This is a genomic window from Pseudomonas sp. DWRC2-2 (assembly GCF_049897885.1).
GTDB classification, from domain to species: Bacteria; Pseudomonadota; Gammaproteobacteria; order Pseudomonadales; family Pseudomonadaceae; genus Aquipseudomonas; species Aquipseudomonas azotoformans_A.
Genome location: NZ_JAFCXD010000002.1, coordinates 722944 through 749580 on the forward strand (window position 1 = coordinate 722944; position 26637 = coordinate 749580).

The 26637-nt window shown below is 61.9% G+C and carries 24 protein-coding genes and 1 pseudogene; 14 read left to right on the plus strand and 11 right to left on the minus strand.

The annotated features are described in order from the left end of the window. Nucleotides 1-31: 31 nt before the first annotated feature. From pcaR to pcaC, 11 genes are all read left to right on the plus strand, one after another. The gene (gene pcaR / locus ACP7EW_RS11890; protein WP_025855315.1) at nt 32-874 is read left to right on the plus strand and encodes a pca regulon transcriptional regulator PcaR; all 843 of its coding nucleotides are present in this window, start codon (nt 32-34) and stop codon (nt 872-874) included. Between the two features lie 145 nt (nt 875-1019). Next, nucleotides 1020-2360: an MFS transporter gene (locus tag ACP7EW_RS11895; RefSeq protein ID WP_426217192.1), complete on the plus strand. Its 1341-nt coding sequence runs from the start codon at nt 1020-1022 to the stop codon at nt 2358-2360. A gap of 148 nt (nt 2361-2508) precedes the next feature. Then, the gene (locus tag ACP7EW_RS11900) at nt 2509-3366 is read left to right on the plus strand and encodes a CoA transferase subunit A (protein ID WP_010212331.1); all 858 of its coding nucleotides are present in this window, start codon (nt 2509-2511) and stop codon (nt 3364-3366) included. After that, nucleotides 3366-4145, plus strand: a complete 780-nt coding sequence (locus ACP7EW_RS11905) for a CoA-transferase subunit beta (protein WP_028619270.1) — start codon at nt 3366-3368, stop codon at nt 4143-4145. Before ACP7EW_RS11900 ends, ACP7EW_RS11905 begins: the two co-directional genes overlap by 1 nt. Next, nucleotides 4142-5344: a 3-oxoadipyl-CoA thiolase gene (gene pcaF / locus ACP7EW_RS11910; protein WP_426218051.1), complete on the plus strand. Its 1203-nt coding sequence runs from the start codon at nt 4142-4144 to the stop codon at nt 5342-5344. The genes ACP7EW_RS11905 and pcaF overlap by 4 nt, the downstream gene beginning before the upstream one ends. Nucleotides 5345-5361: 17 nt before the next feature. Then, complete coding sequence (gene pcaH / locus ACP7EW_RS11915; RefSeq protein WP_019817832.1) at nt 5362-6066, plus strand: protocatechuate 3,4-dioxygenase subunit beta; 705 nt, start codon at nt 5362-5364, stop codon at nt 6064-6066. Nucleotide 6067: 1 nt separating this feature from the next. Continuing rightward, on the plus strand, nt 6068-6634 hold the full coding sequence (gene pcaG, locus ACP7EW_RS11920; RefSeq protein WP_426217195.1) for a protocatechuate 3,4-dioxygenase subunit alpha: 567 nt from the start codon (nt 6068-6070) through the stop codon (nt 6632-6634). Between the two features lie 196 nt (nt 6635-6830). Next, nucleotides 6831-8126 (plus strand): MFS family transporter, encoded by a 1296-nt coding sequence (locus tag ACP7EW_RS11925; protein ID WP_016975088.1) that lies wholly within the window; start codon nt 6831-6833, stop codon nt 8124-8126. Between the two features lie 10 nt (nt 8127-8136). Then, the gene (locus ACP7EW_RS11930; protein ID WP_426217197.1) at nt 8137-9492 is read left to right on the plus strand and encodes a 3-carboxy-cis,cis-muconate cycloisomerase; all 1356 of its coding nucleotides are present in this window, start codon (nt 8137-8139) and stop codon (nt 9490-9492) included. A gap of 10 nt (nt 9493-9502) precedes the next feature. Further along, nucleotides 9503-10294, plus strand: a complete 792-nt coding sequence (gene pcaD, locus ACP7EW_RS11935; RefSeq protein WP_426217199.1) for a 3-oxoadipate enol-lactonase — start codon at nt 9503-9505, stop codon at nt 10292-10294. Nucleotides 10295-10304: 10 nt separating this feature from the next. Further along, a complete protein-coding gene (pcaC, locus tag ACP7EW_RS11940) occupies nt 10305-10697 on the plus strand; it encodes a 4-carboxymuconolactone decarboxylase (protein ID WP_133074378.1) in 393 nt (130 codons plus the stop codon). Nucleotides 10698-10700: 3 nt separating this feature from the next. On the opposite strand, the gene ACP7EW_RS11945 is transcribed toward pcaC, so the two are convergent. The 3 genes and pseudogenes from ACP7EW_RS11945 to ACP7EW_RS11955 form a co-directional block, all read right to left on the minus strand. Beyond that, complete coding sequence (locus tag ACP7EW_RS11945) at nt 10701-11600, minus strand: polysaccharide deacetylase family protein (protein WP_269133115.1); 900 nt, start codon at nt 11598-11600, stop codon at nt 10701-10703. A gap of 117 nt (nt 11601-11717) precedes the next feature. Next, complete coding sequence (locus tag ACP7EW_RS11950; protein ID WP_426217201.1) at nt 11718-13220, minus strand: M91 family zinc metallopeptidase; 1503 nt, start codon at nt 13218-13220, stop codon at nt 11718-11720. Nucleotides 13221-13311: 91 nt separating this feature from the next. Next, a pseudogene (locus ACP7EW_RS11955) lies at nt 13312-14561 on the minus strand (OprD family porin). Between ACP7EW_RS11955 and ACP7EW_RS11960 the strand changes: the two are divergent. Continuing rightward, nucleotides 14560-14688, plus strand: a complete 129-nt coding sequence (locus ACP7EW_RS11960; RefSeq protein WP_016975094.1) for a hypothetical protein — start codon at nt 14560-14562, stop codon at nt 14686-14688. The pseudogene ACP7EW_RS11955 and the gene ACP7EW_RS11960 overlap by 2 nt on opposite strands. Nucleotides 14689-14735: 47 nt before the next feature. Here the strand turns inward: ACP7EW_RS11960 and adeC are convergent, their stop codons facing one another. From adeC to ACP7EW_RS11975, 3 genes are read right to left on the minus strand one after another with little or no spacing between them, the layout of a single operon-like run. Continuing rightward, nucleotides 14736-16193 (minus strand): AdeC/AdeK/OprM family multidrug efflux complex outer membrane factor, encoded by a 1458-nt coding sequence (adeC, locus tag ACP7EW_RS11965; protein WP_426217204.1) that lies wholly within the window; start codon nt 16191-16193, stop codon nt 14736-14738. Further along, nucleotides 16190-19351, minus strand: a complete 3162-nt coding sequence (locus ACP7EW_RS11970) for an efflux RND transporter permease subunit (protein ID WP_177077172.1) — start codon at nt 19349-19351, stop codon at nt 16190-16192. The genes adeC and ACP7EW_RS11970 overlap by 4 nt, the downstream gene beginning before the upstream one ends. 3 nt (nt 19352-19354) lie before the next feature. Continuing rightward, a complete protein-coding gene (locus tag ACP7EW_RS11975) occupies nt 19355-20503 on the minus strand; it encodes an efflux RND transporter periplasmic adaptor subunit (protein ID WP_426217206.1) in 1149 nt (382 codons plus the stop codon). A gap of 286 nt (nt 20504-20789) precedes the next feature. On the opposite strand from ACP7EW_RS11975, the gene ACP7EW_RS11980 reads away from it, so the two are divergent. After that, a complete protein-coding gene (locus ACP7EW_RS11980) occupies nt 20790-21422 on the plus strand; it encodes a TetR family transcriptional regulator (protein ID WP_033902716.1) in 633 nt (210 codons plus the stop codon). Nucleotides 21423-21656: 234 nt separating this feature from the next. Here ACP7EW_RS11980 and ACP7EW_RS11985 read toward each other — a convergent pair whose 3' ends face one another. From ACP7EW_RS11985 to ACP7EW_RS11995, 3 genes are read right to left on the minus strand one after another with little or no spacing between them, the layout of a single operon-like run. After that, complete coding sequence (locus ACP7EW_RS11985; protein ID WP_426217208.1) at nt 21657-22712, minus strand: alkene reductase; 1056 nt, start codon at nt 22710-22712, stop codon at nt 21657-21659. Nucleotides 22713-22741: 29 nt separating this feature from the next. After that, entirely contained in the window at nt 22742-23908 is a 1167-nt protein-coding gene (locus ACP7EW_RS11990) for an MFS transporter (protein ID WP_038849807.1), read from the minus strand. A gap of 13 nt (nt 23909-23921) precedes the next feature. Further along, nucleotides 23922-24248 carry an ArsR/SmtB family transcription factor gene (locus ACP7EW_RS11995; protein WP_016975101.1) on the minus strand — a complete coding sequence of 109 codons (327 nt, stop codon included), beginning with the start codon at nt 24246-24248 and terminating at the stop codon, nt 23922-23924. Nucleotides 24249-24402: 154 nt separating this feature from the next. On the opposite strand from ACP7EW_RS11995, the gene ACP7EW_RS12000 reads away from it, so the two are divergent. Next, entirely contained in the window at nt 24403-24975 is a 573-nt protein-coding gene (locus ACP7EW_RS12000; protein ID WP_133074372.1) for an ACP phosphodiesterase, read from the plus strand. On the opposite strand, the gene ACP7EW_RS12005 is transcribed toward ACP7EW_RS12000, so the two are convergent. Continuing rightward, nucleotides 24972-25766, minus strand: coding sequence for a lysophospholipid acyltransferase family protein (locus ACP7EW_RS12005; RefSeq protein WP_061435612.1), 795 nt, complete (start codon nt 25764-25766; stop codon nt 24972-24974). The two genes, ACP7EW_RS12000 and ACP7EW_RS12005, sit on opposite strands and share 4 nt — an antisense overlap. Then, nucleotides 25766-26521, minus strand: a complete 756-nt coding sequence (olsB, locus tag ACP7EW_RS12010; RefSeq protein WP_003172415.1) for an L-ornithine N(alpha)-acyltransferase — start codon at nt 26519-26521, stop codon at nt 25766-25768. Before olsB ends, ACP7EW_RS12005 begins: the two co-directional genes overlap by 1 nt. Nucleotides 26522-26637 lie beyond the last annotated feature (116 nt).

Here is a 26637-nt window from a genome sequence, read left to right on the forward strand (position 1 = left end):
TGTGTTCGACAATAAGAGAAAGGATCCCGACATGAACGATCAATTGCGCAACTCTTTCGCGTCAGTGGCGCCGCCGATCGTTGCCTCCCCAGCCAAGCGTATCCAGGCGTTTACCGGTGATCCCGACTTCATGACGTCCCTGGCTCGCGGCCTGGCCGTGGTGCAGGCGTTCCAGGAACGCAAGCGCCACCTCACCATCGCCCAGATCAGCCACCGCACGGAAATCCCCCGCGCCGCCGTGCGCCGTTGCCTGCACACCTTGATCAAGCTCGGCTACGCCACCACCGACGGGCGCACTTATTCGCTGTTGCCCAAAGTGCTGACCCTGGGCCATGCCTATTTGTCGTCCACACCGCTGGCCGTGTCGGCCCAGCCTTACCTGGACCGCATGAGCGAGCAGCTCCACGAAGCCTGCAACATGGCGACCCTCGAAGGCGACGACATTCTCTACATCGCCCGTTCGGCCACCACCCAGCGCCTGATTTCCGTGGACCTGTCGGTGGGTGGGCGCTTGCCGGCCTATTGCACCTCCATGGGGCGCATCCTGCTTGCTGCGCTGGACGACGCCTCGCTGCAGGATTACCTCGACCACGCCGACCTGCAAACCAAGACCAGCCGCACCCTGACCACCCCCGAAGCGCTGTTCGAATGCCTGCAACAAGTGCGTCAGCAGGGCTGGTGCATCGTCGACCAGGAGCTGGAGCAGGGCCTGCGTTCCATCGCGGTGCCGGTGTATGACGCCTCGGGCCAGGTGCTGGCCGCGCTGAACGTCAGTACCCACGCCGGGCGCGTCAGCCGCAGTGAGCTGGAGCAGCGCTTCCTGCCGAGCATGCTCAGCGCCAGCCGTGAGTTGAGCGCGCAACTGTTCGCTTAAGCTGTTCGGTCACCGCACAGATCCCGGTTTGCTCAATTGACGGTGTTTCCCCCGACTTATTACTGTGCGGCAGCGCTGTTGAAGCGCCCCAATAATAACGACGACCCCAGGTCGTCAGCCCGCCATCGGTGTGGAAATAAAAACAATGAATCAGCCTTCTGTCGGTTCCACGTTGGACGTCCAGTCCTTCATCAACGCCCAGCCCCTGTCACGTTATCAGTGGCGCGTGGTGATCCTGTGTTTCCTGATCGTTTTCCTCGACGGCCTCGACACCGCTGCCATGGGCTTTATCGCACCGGCACTGTCCCAGGACTGGGGCATTGATCGCGCCAGCCTCGGCCCGGTGATGAGCGCTGCGTTGATCGGCATGGTGTTTGGTGCCCTCGGTTCCGGCCCGTTGGCCGACCGCTTTGGCCGTAAAGTGGTGCTGGTGGGCGCGGTGCTGGTGTTTGGCGCGTTCAGCTTGGCCTCCGCTTACAGCAGCAACGTCGATCAGTTGCTGGTGCTGCGTTTTCTCACCGGGCTGGGCCTGGGCGCCGGCATGCCGAATGCCACGACGCTGCTGTCCGAATACACCCCGGAACGCCACAAATCATTGCTGGTGACCAGCATGTTCTGCGGCTTCAACCTGGGCATGGCCGGTGGCGGGTTTATCTCGGCCAAGCTGATCCCGGCGTTCGGCTGGCATGCCTTGCTGCTGATCGGCGGCATCCTGCCATTGATTCTGGTGGTGGTGCTGATGCTGTGGCTGCCGGAGTCGGCGCGCTACCTGGTGGTGCGCAACCGGGGCACCGACAAGGTGCGCAAAACCCTCTCGCCCATCGGACCCAGCATCGTCGCCCAAGCCAGCAGCTTCAGCGTGCCCGAGCAAAAAACCGTCAAGGCGCGCAACGTGTTTGCGGTGATCTTCTCCGGCACCTACAGCGCCGGCACGTTGCTACTCTGGCTCACCTACTTCATGGGCCTGGTGATTGTCTACCTGCTCACCAGTTGGTTGCCGACCCTGATGCGTGACAGTGGCGCCAGCCTGGAACAGGCCGCGTTCATCGGTGCGTTGTTCCAATTCGGTGGCGTGTTGAGCGCGGTGGGCGTGGGCTGGGCGATGGATCGGTTCAATCCGCACAAGGTTATCGGCATCTTCTACCTGCTGGCCGGGGTGTTTGCCTACGCGGTAGGGCAGAGCCTGGGCAATATCACCCTGCTTGCAACCCTGGTGCTGGTTGCCGGGATGTGCGTCAACGGTGCGCAATCGGCAATGCCGTCTCTGGCCGCGCGTTTCTACCCGACCCAAGGCCGCGCGACCGGCGTGTCGTGGATGCTCGGCATCGGTCGTTTCGGCGCGATCCTCGGCGCCTGGATGGGCGCAACCTTGCTGGGCCTGGGCTGGAACTTCGAACAAGTGCTCACCGCCCTGGTGATCCCGGCTGCATTGGCCACCGCTGCGGTGTTGATCAAGGGCATGGTCAGCCATGCGGATGCGACCTGAGGCTGATCGATAGCTTGCCAACAATCCGTTCGATAATCGAACACTGAGTCGATTATCGGATTGTTTGGCCCATTTCCCCGGCTTAATCTTCAAGCACTTCGGCGCCACCTCAGCGCCTTTTTCGATCCATACCGGGAGCCCAAACCCCATGGCTGAAATCCTCGCGCTGCGTGACGCGGTGAAGCAATTTGTGAACGACGGCGACACCGTCGCGCTGGAAGGCTTCACCCACCTGATCCCAACGGCTGCGGGTCATGAAATCATTCGTCAGGGCAAGAAAGACCTGACGTTGGTGCGTATGACGCCTGACCTGATCTACGACCAGTTGATCGGTGCTGGCTGCGCCCGCAAGCTGATTTTCTCCTGGGGCGGCAACCCTGGCGTGGGCTCCCTGCATCGCTTGCGTGACGCGGTCGAGAAGCAATGGCCGCAACCGCTGGAAATCGAAGAACACAGCCACGCCGACCTGGCCAATGCCTACGTCGCCGGCGCCTCCGGCCTGCCCTTCGCGGTGCTGCGTGCCTACGCCGGTTCTGACCTGCCCAAGGTCAACCCGCTGATCAAGACCGTGACCTGCCCCTTCACTGGCGAAGTGCTGGCAGCGGTGCCGTCGGTGCGTCCGGACGTCACCGTGATTCATGCGCAAAAGGCTGACCGCAAGGGCAACGTGCTGTTGTGGGGCATCCTCGGTGTGCAGAAAGAGGCGGCCCTGGCGGCCAAGCGTTGCATCGTCACCGTCGAAGAAATTGTCGATGACCTGAATGCGCCGATGAACAGCTGCGTACTGCCGACGTGGGCGCTGACGGCGGTCTGTCATGTGCCGGGTGGCGCGCATCCGTCCTACGCACATGGCTACAACGAGCGTGATAACCGCTTCTACCAGGCGTGGGACCCGATCGCCCGCGACCGTGGGACCTTCACCGCCTGGATCAATGAATACATCCACGGCACCGCCGACTTCACCGAATTCCAGGCCAAACTGGCCACCGCGCAGGAGGCCAAGTAATGGCTTACTCGACCAATGAAATGATGACCGTCGCCGCTGCGCGCCGCCTCAAGAACGGCTCCGTGTGCTTCGTCGGTATCGGCCTGCCGTCCAAGGCGGCCAACCTGGCGCGCCTGACCTCGTCGCCAGATGTGGTGCTGATCTACGAGTCCGGTCCGATTGGCGCCAAACCGTCGGTACTGCCGCTGTCCATCGGTGATGGCGAGCTGGCGGAGACTGCCGACACCGTCGTGCCGACCGGTGAGATTTTTCGCTACTGGCTGCAGGGCGGGCGCATCGACGTGGGCTTTCTCGGCGCGGCTCAGGTCGACCGTTTCGGCAACATCAACACCACGGTGGTCGGTGACTACCACCAGCCCAAAGTGCGCCTGCCAGGTGCCGGTGGCGCGCCCGAGATCGCCGGTTCGGCCAAGAGCGTGTTGATCATCCTCAAGCAATCGGCACGTTCTTTTGTCGACAAACTCGACTTCATCACCTCAGTCGGCCATGGCGAAGGCGGCGACTCGCGTAAACGCCTGGGCCTGCCGGGCGCCGGTCCTGTAGGGATCATTACCGACCTGTGCATCATGGAGCCGGAGGAGGGCACCCATGAATTCGTGGTCACCGCGCTGCACCCTGGGGTGACCCGTGAACAGGTGGTGGCCGCGACCGGTTGGGCGATTCGTTTTGCCGACCAGGTCGACACCACTGCCGAACCGACTGACGTAGAGCTGACCGCCCTGCGTGACCTTGAAGCACGCACTGCGGCCGCCCATGGCCAAGCGCCTGGAGAAGCCTGATGCGCGATGTATTTATCTGTGATGCCATCCGTACCCCCATTGGCCGTTTCGGCGGTGGCTTGTCCACCGTGCGTGCCGATGACCTGGCCGCGCTGCCGATCAAGGCGTTGATCGAGCGCAACCCTTCGGTGGATTGGACGGCCGTCGATGAAGTGTTCCTCGGCTGCGCCAACCAGGCCGGTGAAGACAACCGCAACGTGGCGCGCATGGCGTTGCTGCTGGCGGGCCTGCCGGACAGCATTCCGGGCGTGACCCTTAACCGCTTGTGCGCCTCGGGCATGGACGCCATCGGCACCGCCTTCCGCGCGATTGCCAGCGGTGAAATGGAGCTGGCGATTGCCGGTGGCGTCGAGTCGATGTCCCGCGCGCCGTTCGTGATGGGCAAGGCCGACGCGGCGTTCTCGCGCAACATGAAGCTGGAGGACACCACTATCGGCTGGCGCTTTATCAACCCGCTGATGAAGGCCCAGTACGGCGTGGATGCGATGCCGCAGACGGCCGACAATGTGGCCGACGATTACCAGGTCTCTCGCGCCGACCAGGATGCTTTTGCCTTGCGCAGCCAGCAACGTACCGCTGCTGCCCAGGCCGCTGGGTATTTTGCTGAAGAAATCGTACCGGTGCGCGTCGCCCATAAAAAAGGCGAAACCCTGGTGGAGCACGATGAGCATCCACGGGATACCACGCTGGAAGCCCTGGCCAAGCTCAAGCCCGTGAACGGCCCGGACAAAACCGTCACCGCTGGCAACGCCTCGGGCGTGAACGACGGTGCGGCGGCGCTGATCCTGGCCTCCGCCGAAGCGGTCAAGAAACATGGCCTGACCGCCCGCGCCCGAGTCTTGGGCATGGCCAGCGCCGGTGTCGCACCGCGCGTGATGGGCATCGGCCCGGTTCCAGCCGTGCGCAAACTGGTCGAGCGTCTTGGCTTGGCGGTCACTGACTTTGATGTGATCGAACTCAACGAAGCCTTCGCCAGCCAAGGCCTTGCCGTGCTGCGTGAACTGGGCATCGCCGACGACGCGCCGCAGGTCAACCCCAACGGCGGCGCCATCGCCCTCGGCCACCCGCTGGGCATGAGCGGCGCGCGGCTGGTGCTGACGGCCCTGCACCAACTCGAAAAGACCGGCGGCAGCAAAGGCCTGGCGACCATGTGCGTGGGCGTCGGCCAAGGCTTGGCCCTGGCGATTGAACGCATCTAATAAGAGAGGACTGCACCATGAGTGACAAGCCTGGATACCGGCGCCCGCAAGCGGGCACTCAACCTGATTACCTGCACCCGGCCTACCAGTCGACGAACCTGCGTTCGCCGTCCCAGCCGTTGGTGTTCCTGCCCCATTCCTTGTCGGAAATCACCGGCCCGACCATCGGCGCTGAACGCATCAATGAGAAGGACAACGACCTCACGGCCCAGCATGAAGGCGAGCCCCAAGGCGAACGCATCATCATTCATGGCCGTGTACTCGACGAAAACGGTTTGCCTGTGCCGGGCATTCTGGTGGAGATCTGGCAGGCCAACGCCGCCGGTCGCTACAACCACAAGCGCGACCTGCACGACGCACCGCTGGACCCGAATTTCACCGGCACCGGCCGCACCGTCACCGACGCCGATGGCTGGTACCAATTCCAGACCATCAAGCCCGGCGCCTACCCGTGGGGCAACCACCACAACGCGTGGCGCCCGGCGCATATCCACTTTTCACTGTTCGGCCCGAGCGTGCTGACGCGCTTGGTCACGCAGATGTACTTCCCCGGCGACCCGCTGCTGGAATACGACCCGATCTACAACTGCGTGCCGGACACCTCGGCCAAGCAACGCTTGATCGCCAGCTTCGACCTGGAAAAAACCATTCCTTCCTATGCCCTCGGCTACCGCTGGGACATCGTCCTGCGCGGCCGCGACGCCACGCCGATGGAGAAATGAGATGACACTCAACGCGACCACGTCCCACACCGTCGGGCCGTATTACCACATCGGCCTGACCTGGCTGAACCGCGAAGACCTGACTGTGAGCGCCACCCTCGGCGAACGTGTGGCGATCAGCGGGCAAGTGGTGGATGGCAATGGCGATGTCGTCAACGACGCCATGCTTGAAGTCTGGCAAGCCAATGCCGCCGGTAAATATGACCACCCGGAAGACGATCAAGACAAAGCCGTCGACTCGAACTTCGAAGGCTTCGGCCGGGTGCCGGTGGATGCTGAAGGGCGGTTTCGCTTTACCACCATCAAGCCGGGTGCGGTGCCGGGCCTGAAAGGCACGACCCAGGCACCGCACCTGGTGGTGCTGGTGTTTGCCCGTGGCTTGGTGAAGCACTTGCTGACGCGGATCTATTTCGAGGGCGAGGCGCTGAATGGGGATGACCCGTTGCTGGCGTGTGTGCCGGCAGAGCGGCGCGAAACCTTGATTGCCAAGCAGGATGCAGAGGGTGTGCATCAGTGGAATGTGGTGTTGCAGGGCACAGACCGGGAAACAGTGTTCTTTGATTATTGAGTTGGCTTGAGATCATTCGCGAGCAAGCCCGCTCCCACATTCGATCGAGTTCCAACTCTGGAATGCAGTCAACTGTGGGAGCGGGCTTGCCCGCGAAGAGGCCCTCGCAGGCACGACATGCCTAAAAGTCTTGTTGCGGAACGAGCTTGTTGCAAAGTATGTCTAGGCTATAACCGTTCCCACTGAGTGAAAAAACATGACAACAACAACCAGTCACTACACCGGAGAAGAACGCAGCAAACGGATTTTTGCGATCGTCGGGGCATCCTCCGGCAACCTCGTCGAATGGTTCGACTTCTACGTCTACGCCTTCTGCGCCATTTACTTTGCACCGGCGTTTTTCCCGTCGGACGACCCCACGGTCCAACTGCTCAACACTGCCGGTGTGTTCGCTGCCGGCTTCCTGATGCGACCTATCGGTGGCTGGCTGTTTGGCCGGGTGGCCGATAAGCACGGGCGCAAGAACTCGATGATGATCTCGGTGCTGATGATGTGCGCCGGTTCCCTGGTCATCGCTTTCTTGCCTACCTACAAAGACATCGGCGCCTGGGCTCCGGCGTTGCTGTTGGTGGCGCGGCTGTTCCAGGGCTTGTCGGTGGGTGGCGAATACGGCACCACCGCGACCTACATGAGTGAAGTCGCGCTCAAGGGCCAGCGCGGTTTCTTCGCCTCGTTCCAGTACGTGACCCTGATCGGCGGGCAACTGCTGGCGGTGCTGGTGGTGGTGATCCTGCAACAGATCCTCACCGAAGAAGAATTGCGCGCCTGGGGCTGGCGGATTCCGTTCGTGATCGGCGCCATTGCGGCGGTGATCTCCCTGCTGCTGCGTCGCACCCTCAAGGAAACCACCAGCAAGGAAATGCGCCAGGACAAGGACGCCGGCAGCGTGGCCGCGTTGTTCCGCAACCACAAGGCGGCCTTCATCACCGTGCTCGGCTACACCGCCGGCGGCTCGCTGATCTTCTACACCTTTACCACCTACATGCAGAAATACCTGGTGAACACCGCCGGGATGCACGCCAAGACCGCCAGCTACATCATGACCGGCGCGCTGTTCGTCTACATGTGCATGCAGCCGCTGTTCGGCATGCTCTCGGACAAGATCGGCCGTCGTAATTCGATGCTCTGGTTCGGCGCCCTTGGCACCCTGTGCACCGTGCCGATCCTGCTGACCCTGAAAACCGTGACCAACCCGTTCCTGGCCTTTGTGCTGATCTCCCTGGCCCTTGCCATTGTCAGCTTCTACACCTCGATCAGCGGCCTGGTGAAAGCGGAAATGTTCCCGCCGCACGTGCGTGCCCTGGGCGTGGGCCTGGCCTATGCGGTGGCCAACGCGATCTTCGGTGGTTCGGCGGAATACGTGGCCCTGGGCCTCAAATCCATGGGCATGGAAAACACCTTCTACTGGTACGTCACCGGCATGATGGCGGTGGCCTTCCTGTTCAGCCTGCGCCTGCCGAAACAGGCGGAGTACTTGCACCACGACCTATAAGGGACGCGTTATGACACTGCGCACGAGCAATCAATTGTTCGACGCTTACTTCACGGCGGGCAGCATGGCCGAGGTGTTTTGCGACAGGGGACGCTTGCAGGGCATGCTGGATTTTGAAGCGGGCTTGGCCCGGGCCCAGGCCCAGGTCGGCTTGATTCCCCAGGCCGCCGTTGCACCGATTGCCCAGGCCTGCTTGGCGTCGTTGTACGACGTGGATGCCCTCGGCGTGGCAATTGCCACGGCGGGGAATTCGGCGATTCCGCTGGTGAAGGCGCTGGGCAAGTTGATTGCCAGTGAAGATGCCGGGGCCGAGCGCTACGTGCATTTGGGCGCGACCAGCCAGGACGTGATGGACACCGGCCTGGTGCTGCAAGTGCGGCGAGCGGTGGAATTGATCGAGTCAGACCTGATGCGTCTGGGCGACATACTTGCCGCCCAGGCCCAGCGCTACGCCGGCGTGCCATTGGCCGGGCGTACCTGGTTGCAGCATGCAACACCGGTCACCCTGGGGATGAAAATCGCCGGTTGGCTGGGCGCGGTGACGCGCAATCGGCAGCGTCTAGCTGAACTGAAACCGCGTTTGCTGGTGCTGCAATTCGGTGGCGCCTCGGGAACCCTCGCAGCGCTGGGCGAACAGGCCATGCCGGTGGCCGAAGCGCTGGCGGCTGAGTTGCAATTGACCTTGCCCGAACAACCCTGGCACACCCAGCGGGATCGTTTGGTGGAGTTCGCCAGCGCCCTCGGTTTGATCGCCGGCAGCCTGGGGAAGCTGGGCCGTGATATCAGCTTGTTGATGCAGACTGAAGCCGCCGAGGTGTTTGAGCCATCCGCACCGGGCAAGGGCGGTTCCTCCACCATGCCGCATAAACGCAACCCGGTGGGCGCTGCGGTGCTGATCAGTGCCGCCACCCGTGTGCCGGGCCTGGTCTCGACGATGTTCAGCGCCATGCCCCAGGAGCATGAACGCAGCCTGGGCCTGTGGCACGCCGAATGGGAAACCCTGCCGGAGATCTGCCGTTTGGTCTCCGGTGCGTTGCAACAGGCGTTGTTGGTGAGCGAAGGCTTGGAAGTCGACCCGCAGCGCATGGCGCACAACCTCGACCTGACCCAGGGCCTGGTGTTGGCCGAAGCCGTCAGCATCGTGCTTGCCCAGCGTCTCGGGCGTGAAACCGCGCACCATCTGCTGGAACAATGCTGCAAGCGTGCCGTCGCAGAGGGTCGTCACCTGCGTGCGGTATTGGCGGACGAACCCCAGGTCACCGCCGAACTGTCCGCAACTGAACTGGACCGTTTGCTCGATCCCGCCCACTACCTGGGCCAGGCCCACACCTGGGTCACCCGCGCCGTAGCCGAACACTTTGCTTGAGGAGACCACCGTGGCCTTTGTACAACTCGCCGAGGGCGAACTGCATTACCAATTGGATGGGCCTGAGGATGCACCGGTGCTGGTGCTCTCCAACTCGCTGGGCACCGACCTGCACATGTGGGACATCCAGATCTCGGCCTTCACCCAACATTTTCGCGTGCTGCGTTTCGATACCCGTGGCCATGGCAAGTCCCTGGTGACTCCGGGCCCCTACAGCATCGGGCAACTCGGTCAGGATGTGATCGCATTGCTGGATGCACTGGATATCCAACGCGCGCATTTCTGCGGGCTGTCCATGGGCGGCTTGATCGGCCAATGGCTGGGCATCCATGCAGGCCAACGTCTGCAGCGCCTGGTGGTGTGCAACACCGCCGCCAAGATCGGCACACCCGAGGTGTGGAACCCGCGCATTGAAATGGTGCTACGTGACGGGGCGGCGGCGATGGTGGCGTTGCGCGATGCGTCGATTGCACGCTGGTTCACCGCAGACTTTGCGGCGGCCAACCCACACCAGGCCAAGCAGATTACCGACATGCTGGCGGCCACATCGCCCGAAGGTTATGCCGCCAACTGTGCGGCGGTGCGTGATGCGGATTTCCGTGAGCAACTGGCTTCAATAAAAGTGCCAACCCTGGTCATTGCCGGCACCGAAGACGCCGTCACACCGCCGTCGGGTGGCCACTTTATCCAGAACCATGTGCAGGGCGCCGAGTACGCCGAGTTCTATGCGGCGCACCTGTCCAATGTGCAGGCCGGCGCTGCGTTCAGCGACTGCGTCATTGATTTTTTGTTGACCCGCTGAGGAGCTTTTTGTGGACGAGAAACAACGTTATGCCGAAGGCCTGCACGTGCGCCGCGAAGTGCTGGGCGATGCCCATGTCGACCGCAGCCTCAATGCCCTGACCGAATTCAACAGCGAGTTCCAGGAAATGATCACCCGCCACGCCTGGGGTGACATCTGGACGCGTCCCGGTCTGCCCCGGCACACCCGCAGCCTGATCACCATTGCCATGCTGATCGGCATGAACCGCAGTGAAGAACTCAAGCTGCACCTGCGCGCCGCGGCGAGCAATGGCGTGACCCGGGCCGAGATCAAGGAAGTGCTGATGCAGAGCGCGATCTACTGCGGGATCCCGGCGGCGAATGCCACGTTTCACCTGGCGGAGTCGGTGTGGGACGAGCTGGGGGTTGAGTCACGGGAATAGGGGTTAGTGGGAGTCGGCGTCCCACACCCAATTCCATACGCCCGGCAAATGCACGGCTTCATTCACATCCCTGACCGTACGCGCCAGCGCTGCGCGGTTTAGCTGGGCCGTGTCGGTGTAGAAAGGTTCGGCGGCGGTCTTCACGCCGTTGATCCGGGCGCTGTCCAGCAGGATCTGCAGGTACTCCTGCAGATGCCGCGCGGTGTAGCGATTGATGTCGTGGAAGGTCACCACCACCGGTATCACGCCGTCCACCGTCGGCAATTCACCCAAGGCAATGCGTTCGCGCACCACCGACAGTTGCCGGTACAGGTTGGCTCGGCGGCGCGGGCTGCCGTTGAAGCCCCAGATCTTGCCGTCATTGGCACTCAGGTCCGTCAGCAACACGTGCATGCCGTGGCGCTGGTAGGCGGCGAAGGTGCGTCGGTCGTAATTCCAGAACGGCGGGCGCACCAGCACCGGTGGCGCACCTGTGATCGCGGCGATGTCGGCGGCGCCTTGGGTGAGGGTGCTTTCCAGTTCGGTATCGTTCAGCCAGCGGTGGTTGGTGTGAAACCCCGTAGCTGTGTGGAAGGCCAGGACGTGACCGGCCGCGTATTCGCGTTCCATGGTCTTGCGACCCCGTGAGCTGCCGCCCGATCGAGCGGCTTCGGTCTGCAGAAAAAACACCGCTTTGATCCCCGGCAGCACCGGGTTCTGCGCCAGGTCGGCCACCACCGAACGGCTCGGGTTGTTGTAGCCCGATGCACTCGGGCCGTCATCGAAGGTCAGCAGGAAACGGATCGGCGCCTGGGTTTGCAGGCGCTGCTCGGTCTCTGGCGTGAGAGCGATGGGCGAGCCAATGCAGCCGCTGAGGCTCAGGGCCAGGGCAAATACGGCGGATACGATGGCGAAGGATTTCATGGTGGGCGCAGGCTCGAATAAAGGCCGCTGCTGAGTGGATCAGCAGCGGCAGGCGCGCACCATACAGCAAGATCGGCTGTGTGAGGTTACCGGCTGACAAACGAGCGTCGCCAAGGGTCAGCCGACGTATTGAGGGCGCAGCGGCTTGCCCATTTCTTCATTCAAGGCGTTTTCAGTCAGGGGTTTGGGGTTGGGTGGGGTCGCGGGCGTAGTGGGCAGCCCTACGGCCTGACGTTCGCTGTTGGGGACATCGTGTTGCTCGCCCTCAAATGTTTCAGTGGTCGAGCCGGTCAAAGCGGTGCCATTACCTGCGTTATAGGCATGCACCATTTCGTGGTAAAGCGTCGTGATGGAGGCGTAGGTCACGCCAGCGACGGTGTCCACTGAGGAGCGGTTATAGCTGATTTCAGCCCGGTCAGCCTGCGACCCCGGCACACCGTCGACCATGAAGCCCCATTTGGGATCGTCGCCGACAATAGGTGCGCGTTCAAAGCCAAACAAGGCCTTGAGCTCCTGGCTGCCATACACATAGCCGCTGCCAAGGTCGACCAAGTCTTCGACGACGGTCACCGGTGCGCCGTTGCGCTGGGCGATGGCGCTCATCGCGGCCAGCATCTGTTGCCCGATGGGAGACCGGCGCATCAGGGCCAGGTCGTCCTCGACCCGTTGGATAAACTCGGCCGAACCCTTGATCACAAACCCTGTTTGAGGTTCCTGGGCGGCCGACACCGCGGTAAACCGCGAACCGTTGAGGTGGTTGATCGTATCGTCGGGTTTACCGTAGATCAGGTCGCCTGGGCGGTTGGCGATCACCGTGTCGCGGCCGTCGCCGGTGTAGAAGGTGGTGCGGTCGTGGCCTATCAGGCGATCGTCCCCGGCACCGCCGTGCAGGACCGTATGCCCGTTTCCTGCGTAGAGTCGATCATTGCCGTTGCCACCATCCAGGTAGCTGGTTTTGTGCTTGGGGCCCGCGCCCGCGTAGAGACGGTCATCGCCATTGTTGCCATACAGGATGTTGTCGCCAGTACCGCCCATGAGTGTGTCGTTACCGTCGCCGCCCTCGGCATAACCCAGGCCACTGCCGAGACGCAGCACATCATCGCCTTTGCCGCCGAACACACGGGTGTAACCGCCGCCGGCCTGTACGCGGTCATTGCCGTCGCCGGCGTCCACGATGACAGGCTGAGTCACATTGGCGTCGATGCGGATGTTGTCGTCGCCGCCATGGGTTTTGAAGTGAAAGGTCAGGGGCTTGCCGTCTTTATCCTCACTGTCGAAACGATACAACCGACCTTTGACCCGAACATCCAACTGTCCTGCGCGTGTCTGGCTGACATGGATCTGGTCGGCTTTGTCACCGGTTTCGAGGATCAGGGTGTTCTTCAGACTGTAAGTCACATCTTCTTCCCAGACCGATTGGCAGCTGGCTTTCAAGGTGCCGTCATCCAGGACCGGTTGTACGTAGACCTGGATCTGATTCTCCGGTGTGAACGGCAGTTGAGGGGCGACGATGGGTACGTAGCGACTGTTCTCAACCGAGACTACCGGGGCTTGCGGCGAGTGGTGCTCGCCGTTCAGAGGAGGGCGGTGCGCGTTTTCAAGGCTTTTGGACACTTCCATTTGAGATCCCTTTCGACGAGTCAGGCGGTATGCCTGCCTTTTGGAAGTGTCCCTCTGCGGCAAAACGTTCCTGCGAGGTTGTAATAAGGTCTTACAGCAAACTGATCGGGTAGCTGACGATCAACCGGTTCTCATCGAACTCATTATTGCTGTAGTCGCGGCGCATGCTGGAGTTGCGCAGGCGCACCGTGAGGTTTTTCAGGCTGCCGCTTTGCACGGTGTAGCCCAGTTCGCTTTCGCGACCCCATTCCTTGCCGTCGGTAATCGTACCGGTGTGCACGTTGCTGCCGCTGATGTAGCGGTTCATCAGGGTCAGGCCGGGCACGCCGAGGGCGGCGAAGTTGTAGTCGTGGCGTACCTGCCAGGATTTTTCCTGGGCGTTGTCGTAGCTTGAGTTGTAACTATCGTTAGCCAAAGTGCCGCCGCTGGTGCCGTTGACGCGCATCCAGGCGCTGTTGCCGGTGAGTTTCTGCAGGCCGACGTAGAAGGTGTTGCCGCCGTACTTGGCGGAGAACAGGCCGGACCAGGTCTTGTTGTCCAGGTCGCCGGCGCGGGCGCTGCCATCGTCCTTGCCGTAGAAAAAGCCGAGGTTGGCGCCCAGGGTCCAGTCGCCGATGGGCTGGCTGTGGATCAGGTTGACGAACTGCTGGCTATAGATGTCCTTGAGTTGCGCATTCCATAGGCCAATCTGGGTGCGCTTGTCGTTGAACGCGTACTCGGCGCCCTGGAAGTTGAAGCGGTCCGAGGTGAAGGCGGTTTTTCCGAACATCGACATGTCCGTCATGCTGCTGTCGTCACGTGGGCTGTTGGCGCGGAACTGGCCGCCGTAGAGGGTCAGGCCGTCGATTTCTTTCGAGGTGATCTGCCCGCCGCGCAGGGTTTGCGGCAGGGAGCGGCCGTCGTCCGAGCGCAGGATCGGCAGCACCGGCATCCACTCGCCGACCTTCACTTCGGTCTTGGAAATGCGCGCCTTGAACGCCACCCCGAGACGCCCGAATTCATCCGCCGGGCGGCCATCGTGATCCAACGGCAACAGTTGGTGCCCCCGGTGCCGCGACCGCCATCCAGCTTCAACGAATACAGCCCCAACACATCGACGCCGAAACCCACGGAGCCCTGGGTAAAGCCGGACTTGGCGTCGAGGATGAAGCTCTGCGTCCACTCCTGCGCGCCGCCCTGGGCCTTGGTGGGGTTGGTGTAGTTGCGGTTGAAGAAGAAGTTGCGCAGGTTCAGGTTGGCGCTGGCGTCTTCGAGAAAACCGTGTTCTTCAGCGAAGACGGGCAAGGCAAGACTGGCGACAGCGGTTGCCAGCAAGAGCCGGCGCGGGTGGAAAGTGCTCATGGCGAAAGGACCTGTTGTTATTGGGTTTATGCAGGTGGCGGCCATGGTGCGGGGCGGTGCGGGGGCGATGAAAGTGGGGGAGAGCGGGTTGTGGGCGATGATCGAACGCAAGTTGGTCAGCCCCTGAAAACAACAAAGCCCACCAAGAGGTGGGCTTTGTTGATGCAGGTGCTATCAGAACAACTTAAGCGCCGGTGCTTCTTCTTTCAACGGCTCGTTCTTCGCGGTCTGCTCGTTCCAACCGCCGCCGAGGGCCTTGTACAGGTTGACCTCGCTGGTCAGCTGCGCCAGGCGATCAGTGATCAGCGATTGCTGGGCACTGAACAGTTGGCGCTGGGCATCGAGGAACGTCAGGTTGCTGTCGACACCAATGCGGTAGCGACGCTCGGCCAGGCGGTAGTAATCCTGGTTGGCCGCGACGAAGCCACGCTGGGCATCCAGTTGCTGCTTGTAGGTCTCACGTGCGGCGAGGCCGTCGGAGACTTCCTGGAAGCCGGTCTGAATGGCCTTCTCGTAGTTCGCCACGTTGATCTCTTTCTGGATCTTCGAGTAGTCCAGGCTGGCGCGCAGGCTGCCGGCGTTGAAGATCGGGATGTTGATCTGCGGGGCGAACGACCAGGTGCCCGAACCACCCTTGAACAAGCCGCCCAGGTTCGGGCTCGCGGTGCCGGCGCTGGCGGTCAGGGTGATGCTCGGGAAGAACGCTGCACGGGCTGCGCCGATGTTGGCGTTGGCGGCCTTGAGATTGTACTCGGCCTGGACGATATCGGGACGACGTTGCAGCAGGTCGGACGGCAAGCCAGCCGGCACTTCGCTGAGCAGGTCATCCGACAGCGGCTTGCTGGCGATATTCGCCGGCAGGCCGGTACCCAGCAGCAGGGTCAGGCTGTTTTCGTCCTGGGCCACTTGGCGCGTATACCGGGCAAGCTGCACGCGGGCGTTTTCCACCGAGGTGCGCGCCTGGCTCAGGTCGAGAGCCGAGGCCACACCGACTTCGTTGCTGCGCGAGGTGAGCTTGAAGCTCTGTTCGAACGCGCCCAGGGTGTCCTGGGTCAGCTTGAGCAGTTCCTTGTCGGCCTGCCAGGTCAGGTACGCATTGGCCACACTGGCCACCAGGCTGATCTGGGTACTGCGCCGTGCTTCTTCAGTGGCGAAGTACTTTTGCAGGGCTTCTTCACTCAGGCTGCGTACGCGACCGAACAGGTCCAGCTCATAGGAGCTGATCCCGAGACCGGCCGAGTATTGGCTGCTGATGGTCGATTCGCCGGTCTGCGACAGGCGGGCCGGGGTACGCGAACGGCTGCCGCTGCCCGTGGCCGACACGGCCGGGAACAGGTCGGCGCGCTGGATCTGGTACTGCGCGGCGTAGGCGTCGATGTTCAGGGCCGCGACACGCAGGTCACGGTTGTTCACCAGCGCGGTCTGGATCAGCTGTTGCAGGGCAGGGTCATGGAAAAACTGCTTCCAGCCCTGCTCGGCAGCGGCCTGGCTCGGCGCCTGGGCCGACGAATACGCCGGCCCCTGCGGGAACTGTGCGGCCACCGGCGCTTCGGGGCGCTGATAGTCAGGTATCAGCGAGCAGCCACTGAGCACGAATGCCGTGACCGCTAGGGAAAGTAGCGACTTGCTCATTGGCCAGCCTCTTTAGGGGTTTCAGTTGTGTCAGTCTTTTTACGTTCGCCAGCGGCGGATACGGTTGCGAAGAACAAAGGCACCCAGAAGATCGCCAGCACAGTGGCCGTGATCATACCGCCAATTACACCGGTACCGATGGCGTGCTGGCTACCTGAGCCTGCGCCCGAGGAGATCGCCAGCGGCAGTACGCCGAGGATGAACGCCATGGAGGTCATGATGATCGGGCGCAGACGCATACGAGATGCCTCGATGGCCGCCTCGACGATGCCTTTGCCCTGTTCGTGAAGCTCTTTGGCGAACTCCACGATCAGGATGGCGTTCTTCGCCGCCAGACCCACCGTCACCAACAAGCCCACCTGGAAGAACACGTCGTTGGACAGTCCGCGCATGCTGGTGGCGATCAACGCACCCACCACGCCCAGCGGCACCACGAGTACTACCGCAATCGGGATCGACCAGCTTTCGTACAGGGCCGCGAGGCACAGGAACACCACCAGCAGCGACAGGGCGTACAGCGCAGGCGCCTGGGAGCCGGACAGACGTTCTTCGTACGACAGGCCCGTCCAGGCATAGCCCACGCCGGCCGGCAATTGCTTGGCGATACGCTCGACTTCGGCCATCGCATCACCGGTACTGTAGCCCGGTGCCGGGGTACCGAGGATTTCCATCGCCGCTACACCGTTGTACCGCGAGAGCTTCGGCGAACCGTAGATCCACTTGCCCGAGGAAATGGCCGACATCGGCACCATTTTCCCGGAGTCACTGCGCACGTACCACTTGTCCAGGTCTTCCGGGGACATCCGGCCAGCGGCTTCGCCTTGCACGTACACCTTCTTCACCCGACCACGGTCGATGAAGTCGTTGACGTAGCTGCCACCCAGGGCAATCGCCAGGGTCTGGTTGATGCTCGACAAAGTGATGCCCTGGGCGCTGGCCTTCTCGTCGTCGACGGTGAGTTCGTACTGCGGCTCATCGTTCACGCCGTTAGGGCGCACACCCGCCAGGATCTTGCTTTGTGCTGCCATTCCCAGGAACTGGTTACGCGCTTCCATCAGTTTTTCGTGACCGACGCCGCCCTGGTCTTGCAGGAACACGTCGAAACCGGTGGCGTTACCTAATTCCAGAACCGAAGGCGGCACGATGGCAAATACCATGGCGTCCTTGAAAGCCCCGAAGAAGTAACCCTGGGCCCGCTTGGCCACTTCGAACACCGACATGGACGAATCGCGCTCATCCCACGGCTTGAGCATCACGAACGCCAGGCCCGAACTCTGGCCACGGCCGGCGAAGTTGAAGCCGTTGACGGTAAACACCGATTTCACGGCCTTGCCTTCGCCCGGCTCGCCTTCCTTGTCGTTGAGCAGGAAGGCACGCATGTCGTCGATGACTTTTTGCGTACGCTCAGCCGAAGAACCGACCGGGGTCTGCACCTGGGCAAAGATCACGCCCTGGTCTTCTTCCGGCAGGAACGCGCTCGGGATGCGGGTGAACAGCCAGATCATGCCGACGAAGATGATCAGGTACACGAAGAATGCTGGAAACTTGTGCTTGATCATGTTGCCCACGCCGCGCTCGTAGCTCAGTACGCCACGGTCGAAGGTGCGGTTGAACCAGCCGAAGAAACCACGCTTGGGTTGGCCGTGTTTTTCCGGGTCGATCGGCTTGAGCATGGTGGCGCACAAGGCCGGGGTGAAGATCAGGGCAACCAGTACCGACAACGCCATGGCCGAAACGATGGTGATAGAGAACTGTTTGTAGATCACACCGGTGGAGCCACCGAAGAACGCCATCGGCAACAGTACCGCCGACAGTACCAGGGCAATACCGACCAGGGCGCCCTGGATCTGGCCCATGGATTTCACCGTCGCTTCTTTAGGCGACAGGTGTTCCTCCGCCATCACCCGCTCGACGTTTTCTACCACCACGATGGCATCGTCCACCAGCAAGCCGATGGCCAAGATCATGCCGAACATGGTCAGGGTGTTGATGGTGAAGCCGAACGCGGCCAGGATCCCGAAGGTACCCAGCAATACCACTGGCACCGTCATGGTGGTGATGATGGTGGCGCGGAAGTTCTGCAGGAACAGGAACATCACCAGGAACACCAGCACGATCGCTTCGACCAGGGTGTGCACCACACCGGAGATCGATTCGGTCACCACCGGCGTGGTGTCATACGGCACCACTGCCTTCATGCCAGGCGGGAAAAACGGTTCCAGCGACGCCACGGTGGCGCGGATGGCCTTGGCGGTGTCCAGGGCGTTGGCGCCCGATGCGAGCTTGATCGCCATACCGGAGGCTGGCTTGCCGTTGAACTGCGCACTGATGCTGTAGTTCTGGCCGCCCAGTTCGATACGTGCGATGTCACGCAGGCGAACCTGCGAGCCGTCGGCGTTCACCTTCATCAGGATCTTGCCGAACTGCTCGGCAGTCTGCAGACGGGTCTTGCCGATGATGGTCGCGTTCAGCTGGGTGCCGGGCAGGGCAGGCAGGCCGCCCAATTGGCCGGTGGCCACCTGGACGTTCTGGGCCGCGATGGCGGTGCTGACGTCGACCGGGGTCAACTGGTAGTTGTTCAGCTTGGCCGGGTCGAGCCAGATCCGCATGGCGTACTGCGAACCGAACACCTGGAAGTCACCCACACCCGCGGTACGCGAGATCGGGTCCTGGATGTTGGACACGATGTAGTTGGACAGGTCGTCCTTGGTCATGCTGCCGTCTTCCGACACCAGACCGATCACCATCAGGAAGTTCTTCACCGACTTGGTCACGCGGATACCCTGTTGCTGCACTTCTTGCGGCAGCAATGGGGTCGCCAGGTTCAGCTTGTTCTGCACCTGGACCTGGGCGATGTCCGGGTTGGTACCCTGGTTGAACGTCGCGGTGATGGTCATGCTGCCGTCGGAGTTACTGTCCGAGGCGACATAACGCAGGTTGTCGATACCGTTGAGCTGTTGCTCGATGACCTGCACCACGGTGTCCTGCACGGTTTGTGCGGACGCGCCTGGGTAGGTCACCTGGATGTCGATGGCGGTGGGCGCAATGGCCGGGTATTGGTTGATGGGCAACTTCAGGATCGACAGTGCCCCGACCAGCATGATCACCAGGGCAATTACCCAGGCGAAAATGGGACGGTCGATAAAAAATTTCGACATGGGTTACTCCCCCTGGCCAGCAGCGGCAGCAGGAGCTGGAGCAGAACCGGCAGGCTTGGCGTTGTCGGCGTCCTTGACCTTGACTTCGATGCCCGGCTTGATGAATTGCAGGCCTTCGGTGATCACACGGTCACCGGCGTTCAGGCCTTTTTCCACCAGCCAGTAGGCGCCGGCAGTGCGGTTGGCCACCAGTTGACGCTGTTCTACCTTGTTGTCCTTGTTCACCACCATGGCAGTCGGGATACCTTTGATATCGCGGGTCACGCCTTGTTGTGGTGCCAGGATGGCTTTGCTGTTCACGCCAGCTTGTAACTGGGCGTGTACGAACATGCCCGGCAGCAGGGTGTGGTCAGGGTTGGGGAACACGGCGCGCAGGGTCACGGAACCGGTGGTCTGGTCAACCGACACTTCGGAGAATTCCAGTTTGCCGTCCTGGCCGTAGGCGCTACCGTCTTCCAGGGTCAGCTTGACCTTGGCGGCATTGGCGCCGGCTTTTTCCAGCTGGCCGCTTTCCAGGTCGCGGCGCAATTTCAGCATTTCAGCCGAAGACTGCGTGACGTCGACGTAGATCGGGTCCAGTTGCTGGATCACGGCCATGGAGTCGGCTTGGCCGTTGCTGACCAGCGCGCCTTCGGTCACCGAAGAACGGCCGATACGCCCGGAGATCGGCGCGAACACTTTGGTGTAACGCACGTTGATCTGGGCCGTTTGAACGTTTGCTTCCGCGGTCATGCGGTTGGCGACGGCGGTGTCGTATTCCTGGCGGCTGACGGCTTGTTCATCGACCAACTGCTTGTAGCGGTCGGAGATGGACTTGGTCTGGGTCAGGCTGGCTTGTGCGCTTTTCAGGGTGGCGTCATACACCGACGGGTCGATCTGGTAGAGCTGCTGCCCTTCCTTTACGTCCGCGCCTTCCTTGAACAATCGCTTAAGAATGATGCCGTTGACCTGTGGGCGAACTTCCGCGATGCGGTAGGCGGTGGTGCGGCCTGGCAGCTCGGACGTCAGGGTATAGGCTTGCGGTTGAATGGTGACCACGCCGACCTGAGGGGTTTGAGCGGGCGGAGCCGCTTCTTCCTTTTTACATCCGCTGAGCAGCGATGCCAGGGCGACGGCAGTGACCAGAGCGGTAACAGCTGGCTTAAGTTGCATGAAGATCCTCGGGTCAGGCGCGCAGGGTGCGCACAAGAAGTGTGGAAGGGTAAAAAACAAGCGCTGACTGGATAAGTAGCTTGCTACGCAATATACTTACGTTCATGGTTGTTTGTAAACTCTTGACAGGCTGCGCGGAATGTTGACAAAGCAACGCCCAAAGCCTCGATTTCATTACGTTCGCCACCCATGACGGTGTCGTCCCACAAATATTCGGATGATCGTTACCGACGGTTAATTCTGCGTTAACGATAGTCTCAAGTGCCCTGATTGAGGTTGTACTGCCATGGTTCGTCGCACCAAAGAGGAAGCTCAGGAAACGCGCAGCCAGATTCTTCAAGCCGCCGAGCAAGCCTTCTATGAGCGCGGCGTCGCGCGGACCACGCTGGCGGACATCGCCGCGCTGGCCGGTGTGACGCGGGGTGCCATCTATTGGCATTTCAGTAACAAATCCGATTTGCTGCAGGCGCTGCTCGACACGCTGCATGAGCCGCTGGACGAGTTGGCCAGGGCGAGTGAAAGCGAGGATGAACTCGACCCGCTGGGCTGTATGCGCAAGCTGTTGATTCATTTGTTTCATCAAGTGGCCCTGGACCCGAAAACCCGGCGCATCAACGAGATCTTGTTCCATAAGTGCGAATTCACCGATGAAATGTGCGACATGCGTCGCCAGCGTCAGACCCACAGCCTGGAATGCAACCTGCGCATCGGCCTGACCTTGCGTAACGCGGTCCATCGCGGGCAACTGCCGGAAAACCTCGATACCACCCGTGGCGCGGTGTGCATCCACGCCTACATCAACGGGCTGATCGGCCAGTGGCTGCTGGTTCCCGACAGCTTCCAACTGCATCAGGACGCCGAGCGCTGGGTGGATGCCGGGTTGGACATGCTGCGCTGGAGCCCCAGCCTGCGCAATTAAGACAAAATGCGTAATTGCATCAGGTTGTGTCAACAGTAAAGCCCAAGGACAGTCAATCGTCCTTCCGCCTGATCGGTGGGGTGACTTTATATACGGGCTGGCGGGCAGTTGATAGGTAGCCGCCTAAGTATTTTGTAGCGATTTTGTTGCAGGGCTGTGAAGGAATGTTTCCTGGCCTCCATGAAAAAGCCCCGGTTCCTGCGAACCGGGGCTTTTTCGTTTCAGCTTGTTACGTCAGATCGCCAGCGTAGGGTAGTCGATGTAGCCGACTGGGCCTTTGCCATAGAAGGTTTCCGGATGCGCTTCGTTCAGTGGCGCATCAGCCTTCAGACGCGCTGGCAGGTCAGGGTTGGCAATGAACGGCACACCGAAGGCCACTGCATCCGCTTTGCCCGAGGCCAGCCAGGCGTTGGCGCTGTCCTTGGTAAAGCGTTCGTTGGCGATGTACACGCCGCCGAAGGCTTTCTTGAGCTGTGGGCCGAGGCTGTCGCCGGCTTCTTTCTCACGGGAGCAGATGAAGGCAATGCCACGCTTGCCCAGTTCGCTGGCGACGTAGGTGAAGGTTTCCGCCAGGTTGTCGTCGCCCATGTCGTGAGAGTCGGCGCGTGGTGCCAGGTGCACACCCACACGGCCAGCGCCCCAGACTTCGATGGCTGCGTCAGTCACTTCCAGCAGCAGGCGTGCACGGTTTTCCAGGGAGCCGCCGTACTGGTCAGTGCGTTTATTGGTGCTGCTCTGCAGGAACTGGTCAAGCAGGTAACCGTTGGCGCCGTGGATTTCCACGCCGTCGAAACCAGCGGCCTTGGCGTTCTCGGCACCGGTGCGGTAGGCGTCGACGATGTCAGCTATTTCAGCGGTTTCCAGTGCGCGTGGCGTCGGGTAGTCGGCCAGTGGGCGCACCAGGCTCACGTGGCCTTTAGGCTGGATGGCGCTCGGGGCCACCGGGCTTTCGCCGTTCAGGTACGACTCATGGGAAATACGCCCCACGTGCCACAGTTGCAGGAAGATCTTGCCGCCTGCGCCATGGATGGCCTTGGTGACATTGGCCCAGCCGCGCACCTGGTCGTTGGACCAGATACCCGGCGTGTCCGGGTAGCCCACGCCCAGCGGCGTCACGGACGTGGCTTCGCTGAGGATCAGCCCGGCGGAGGCGCGTTGCACGTAGTACTCGGCCATCAGCGCGTTGGGCACGCGACCGGCGTCGGCACGGCAGCGGGTCAGCGGCGCCATGATGATGCGGTTCGACAGTTCCAGGTCGCCCAGTTTGATCGGATCGAAAATAGTCGTCATGGGGAAAACACCTTTGTCTTTGAAGTGGATCAGTTAGTCGCAGGGGCCAGGTCGGCATCGCCGCTCTGACGGAAAGTAATCAGGGTCACCAACAGCGCGAGGATCGCCAGGGCCGCTGCGGCCAAGGGCACGCTGGTCAGGCCGAAACCGTGGGCAATCACACTGCCGCCGACCCAGGCGCCGAGGGCGTTGCCGATGTTGAAAGCACCGATGTTCAGGGTGGACACCAGGTTCGGCGCGGCCTTGCCGAAGGTCACCACGTTGATCTGCAACGCAGGCACGGCGGCGAACGATGCGGTGGCCCACAGGAACAGGGTGATTTCGGTCGGGATCACGGCGACGCTGGTCCAGGTCAGTGCGGTGGAGACCACCGCCATGCTGATGAACACGCCGATCAGGGTGGCCGCCAGGCGCTTGTCGGCCAGCTTGCCGCCAATGATGTTGCCCACGGTGAGGCCCAGGCCGATCAACAATAGGGTCCAGGTCACGCCTTTGGGCGACACGCCGGTGACATCGCCCAGCAACGGTGCGACGTAAGTGAAGAGGGTGAACATGGACGCGGCAAACAGCGCGGTCATGCTCAGCGACAGCCAGATGCCAGCACCCTTGAGGGCGGCCAGTTCGGCGCGCATGTCGAGTTTCTCTTCATCGCGCTTGGCCGGCAGGAAGCGGATCAGGCCGATCAACGCCACCACCCCAATCACCGTCACCGCCCAGAAGGTCGAACGCCAGCCGGCTTCCTGGCCGAGAGCCGTGCCCAACGGCACGCCCAACACGTTGGCCAGAGTCAGGCCGGTGAACATCAAGGCCACGGCCGAAGCCCGCTTGTTGGCCGGCACCAGGTTGGCGGCTACGACTGAACCAATCCCAAAGAACGCACCGTGGCACAGCGCGGTGACGACACGGGCAAACATCAGCACGTTGTAGTCACTGGCCAGGGCGCAGAGCAGGTTGCCGATAATGAAGATGCCCATCAACGCTACTAGCGCGGCCTTGCGTGGCAGCTTGGCGGTGGCCAGTGCCATGAACGGTGCGCCGATGGCCACGCCCAGGGCGTAGCCGGTCACCAGCCAGCCGGCGCCAGGAATCGACACACCCAGGTCCGCCGCCACATCGGGCAGCAAGCCCATGATGACGAACTCGGTGGTGCCGATGGCGAAGGCGCTGAGGGCCAGTATGAGTAGCGAGAGGGGCATTAGCGTTTCCTTGTTACAACGCGGCGCTGTCGTGCGCGCTGAGTTCGGTGGTGAGCGCGGCGAGGAAGGCCTGGATGGTGTCCTCGTTGCGTTTGAAAAAGTGCCACTGGCCGGCTTTCTGGCTGCTGATCAACCCGGCGCGTTGCAGGGTGGCCAGGTGGGCCGACACGGTCGACTGGGACAAGCCGCAGCGTTGGTCGATCTGCCCGGCGCAGATGCCGTATTCGTGGTTGTGCAGTTGTTCGGGAAATTGCACTTTCGGGTCTTTCAGCCAGGTGAGGATGTCTCGTCGTACTGGGTGCGCCAGGGCTTTTATTATTTCGTCGAGGTCGATGGACATGGCAGGTGCTCGGTGTCGTACAGCGTTATATCGCGATGAGGCGAACTTTATATCGGTCTATCCCGATAGACCAATATGATTTTGGTCTGAGCCTAGGCTTATTCGGTATATCGGGTTATAACGATACGTTGAGCGCAGTGGTAGACTGCACGCCATGAATTATCTCGCACATCTGCACCTGGGCGGCCAACTTCCTGCGCAACTGCTGGGCAGCCTCTATGGCGACTTCGTGAAAGGCCGCCTGCAGGGCCAGTTCAGCCCGCAAATCGAATCGGCGATCCAGCTGCATCGTTCCATCGACCGCTTTACCGACAGCCACCCGCTGGTGGGGGAGGCGTTGTCACGCTTCAGCCTGACCCGCAGGCGCTATGCGGGGATCGTCCTCGATGTATTTTTCGACCACTGCCTGGCGCGGGACTGGACCTTGTATGCCGACCAGCCCCTAGAGCGTTTCACGTCGCAGGTGTACCGCGTGCTGGCGGCCGAGCCGCAATTGCCGGGGCGGCTGGCGCAGATTGCGCCGTACATGGCGGCGGATGATTGGTTGGGCTCGTACCGCGAGTTTGCGGTGATGGAGCAGGTGTTGCGCGGGATCTCCCGGCGCCTGACACAGCCCGAGGAACTGGGCCATGCCATGCAGGAGTTGCGGATGTTGTACGAGCCTTTGAGTGAAGATTTCCGGCGGTTTTACCCCCAATTGCAGGCATTCGCCGCCGAACATCGCTAAGCGGCGACCAACTCTCCAGCGCGACGCGGTTCGGCCGGCTGCACCACTTCACCAAACAACGCCTTCTGCACCGCCTGCTGCGCCTGATACGCCAGCGCCGCGCGTTCCTGCCCGGCGCAGGCAATCGGCTTGAGCACGTGGATTTCCACATCGCCCTGGTCGTTGGCAAACAAGCGCATCAGGTGCGACAGCAAATCATCGTCGCCAATAAAAGGCGCCAGCGGGTCGACTTGGCCGTCACGCAGATAACGGATCGCCACCGGTTGCAGCGACACATCCGCATCAATCGCACTGGCCAGCAAGCGCCCGTGAAAGGTGCGCAGGCTGCGCCCGTCGGTGGTGGTGCCTTCCGGGAACATCAGCAACGGATGCTCTTGCTCCAAGTGGCGCGTCATCTGCTTGCGGATCAATTGGCTGTCGCCCGAACCCCGGCGGATAAACAAGCTGCCAGCCTTGGCCGCCAACCAACCTGCTACCGGCCAGGTGCGCACTTCGGCCTTGGACAGGAATGACATCGGCGCCACGGCACCCAGCAGCGGAATATCGGTCCAGGACACATGATTGCTCACCCACAGCATCGGCTGCGTCGGCAATTCGCCGTGCACCGTCACGCGAAAGGGCAGGGCGTTTGTCAGCCGCGCCATGAAAAACCGCGACCAACGCTGGCGCCGCACCATCGAGTTTGCTATGCCCAAACGCTCGAACAGCCCAAACACGCTCGCCATGCTCAAGCCCAACGCCACCACCACCAGCACGCGGGCAATGCGCCCGTAAACCCGCAGGCGGCTCATCACATGGCCGCCTTGAAGTGGCGCGCGTAACGCGGGCACAGCTCATCGCGCTTGAGCAGGATGAACACGTCGGCCACCTGGAAATCTTCATCCCAGCACGGCTCGCCGCAGATCTTCGCACCCAGGCGCATGTACGCCTTGAGCAATGGCGGCATCTCGGCGATCACGTTGGACGGCAGGTCCAACGCCGGCAGTGGTTTTTTCGGTTCGGCGCGCAGGTGTTCGTTGCACAGATAGCGTTCGCGCAGGCGCTGCATGATTGCGTGGGCTTGGATGCCGCCATCGTGCATCGGGATGCTCGCGCACCCCATCAGGTAGCTGTAGCCGCCCTGGTTGAGCACCTCGGCCAACTCGCCCCACAACACGGCGATGGTGCCGCCGTTGCGATAGGCCGGGTCGACGCAGGTGCGGCCGATCTCCAGGATCGGGCCTTGCAGGTGGAGCAAGCCATGCAGGCTGAATTCTTCTTCGCTGTAGAACCGGCCCAGGGTGCTGGCAGCCTGGTGGTCCAGCAAACGGGTGGTGGCCACCAGTCGACCGCTGTTCAAGTCGCGCACGCCGATGTGGCTGCAGTGAACATCATAGTCATCCATGTCCAGGCCCAGTTCCGCGCCTTTCAGCTTGGCGTTGAACTCGCCGCTGAACACGTTGAACCGCAGGGCTTGGGCTTCCTGCAACGCCTGCGCGCCAACCAGGCGTTCGGCTTGCAGACGGCGTTCATTGCCGGTGTCGCTGATGCGGGCGATCTGAGTCATGGCGAGTCTCCGAGTGCCGGCCACGGTTTCGGCCGGTCGACTTTGTTGTCCAAACTCAGGCTATGGAGGCCCGGTGTCATCTCCATGAAGTTATGGTGACGCTTGGATGACAGCCC

Excerpts from the sequence above, each read along its gene's own strand:
- pcaR (WP_025855315.1), top strand. The coding sequence starts at position 32 with ATGAACGATCAATTGCGCAACTCTTTCGCGTCAGTGGCGCCGCCGATC.
- ACP7EW_RS11895 (WP_426217192.1), top strand. The coding sequence starts at position 1,020 with ATGAATCAGCCTTCTGTCGGTTCCACGTTGGACGTCCAGTCCTTCATC.
- ACP7EW_RS11900 (WP_010212331.1), top strand. The coding sequence starts at position 2,509 with ATGGCTGAAATCCTCGCGCTGCGTGACGCGGTGAAGCAATTTGTGAAC.
- ACP7EW_RS11905 (WP_028619270.1), top strand. The coding sequence starts at position 3,366 with ATGGCTTACTCGACCAATGAAATGATGACCGTCGCCGCTGCGCGCCGC.
- pcaH (WP_019817832.1), top strand. The coding sequence starts at position 5,362 with ATGAGTGACAAGCCTGGATACCGGCGCCCGCAAGCGGGCACTCAACCT.
- pcaG (WP_426217195.1), top strand. The coding sequence starts at position 6,068 with ATGACACTCAACGCGACCACGTCCCACACCGTCGGGCCGTATTACCAC.
- ACP7EW_RS11925 (WP_016975088.1), top strand. The coding sequence starts at position 6,831 with ATGACAACAACAACCAGTCACTACACCGGAGAAGAACGCAGCAAACGG.
- ACP7EW_RS11930 (WP_426217197.1), top strand. The coding sequence starts at position 8,137 with ATGACACTGCGCACGAGCAATCAATTGTTCGACGCTTACTTCACGGCG.
- ACP7EW_RS11945 (WP_269133115.1), bottom strand. The coding sequence starts at position 11,600 with ATGAAATCCTTCGCCATCGTATCCGCCGTATTTGCCCTGGCCCTGAGC.
- ACP7EW_RS11950 (WP_426217201.1), bottom strand. The coding sequence starts at position 13,220 with ATGGAAGTGTCCAAAAGCCTTGAAAACGCGCACCGCCCTCCTCTGAAC.
- ACP7EW_RS11960 (WP_016975094.1), top strand. The coding sequence starts at position 14,560 with ATGGCGAAAGGACCTGTTGTTATTGGGTTTATGCAGGTGGCGGCCATG.
- adeC (WP_426217204.1), bottom strand. The coding sequence starts at position 16,193 with ATGAGCAAGTCGCTACTTTCCCTAGCGGTCACGGCATTCGTGCTCAGT.
- ACP7EW_RS11970 (WP_177077172.1), bottom strand. The coding sequence starts at position 19,351 with ATGTCGAAATTTTTTATCGACCGTCCCATTTTCGCCTGGGTAATTGCC.
- ACP7EW_RS11975 (WP_426217206.1), bottom strand. The coding sequence starts at position 20,503 with ATGCAACTTAAGCCAGCTGTTACCGCTCTGGTCACTGCCGTCGCCCTG.
- ACP7EW_RS11980 (WP_033902716.1), top strand. The coding sequence starts at position 20,790 with ATGGTTCGTCGCACCAAAGAGGAAGCTCAGGAAACGCGCAGCCAGATT.
- ACP7EW_RS11985 (WP_426217208.1), bottom strand. The coding sequence starts at position 22,712 with ATGACGACTATTTTCGATCCGATCAAACTGGGCGACCTGGAACTGTCG.
- ACP7EW_RS11990 (WP_038849807.1), bottom strand. The coding sequence starts at position 23,908 with ATGCCCCTCTCGCTACTCATACTGGCCCTCAGCGCCTTCGCCATCGGC.
- ACP7EW_RS11995 (WP_016975101.1), bottom strand. The coding sequence starts at position 24,248 with ATGTCCATCGACCTCGACGAAATAATAAAAGCCCTGGCGCACCCAGTA.
- ACP7EW_RS12000 (WP_133074372.1), top strand. The coding sequence starts at position 24,403 with ATGAATTATCTCGCACATCTGCACCTGGGCGGCCAACTTCCTGCGCAA.
- ACP7EW_RS12005 (WP_061435612.1), bottom strand. The coding sequence starts at position 25,766 with ATGAGCCGCCTGCGGGTTTACGGGCGCATTGCCCGCGTGCTGGTGGTG.
- olsB (WP_003172415.1), bottom strand. The coding sequence starts at position 26,521 with ATGACTCAGATCGCCCGCATCAGCGACACCGGCAATGAACGCCGTCTG.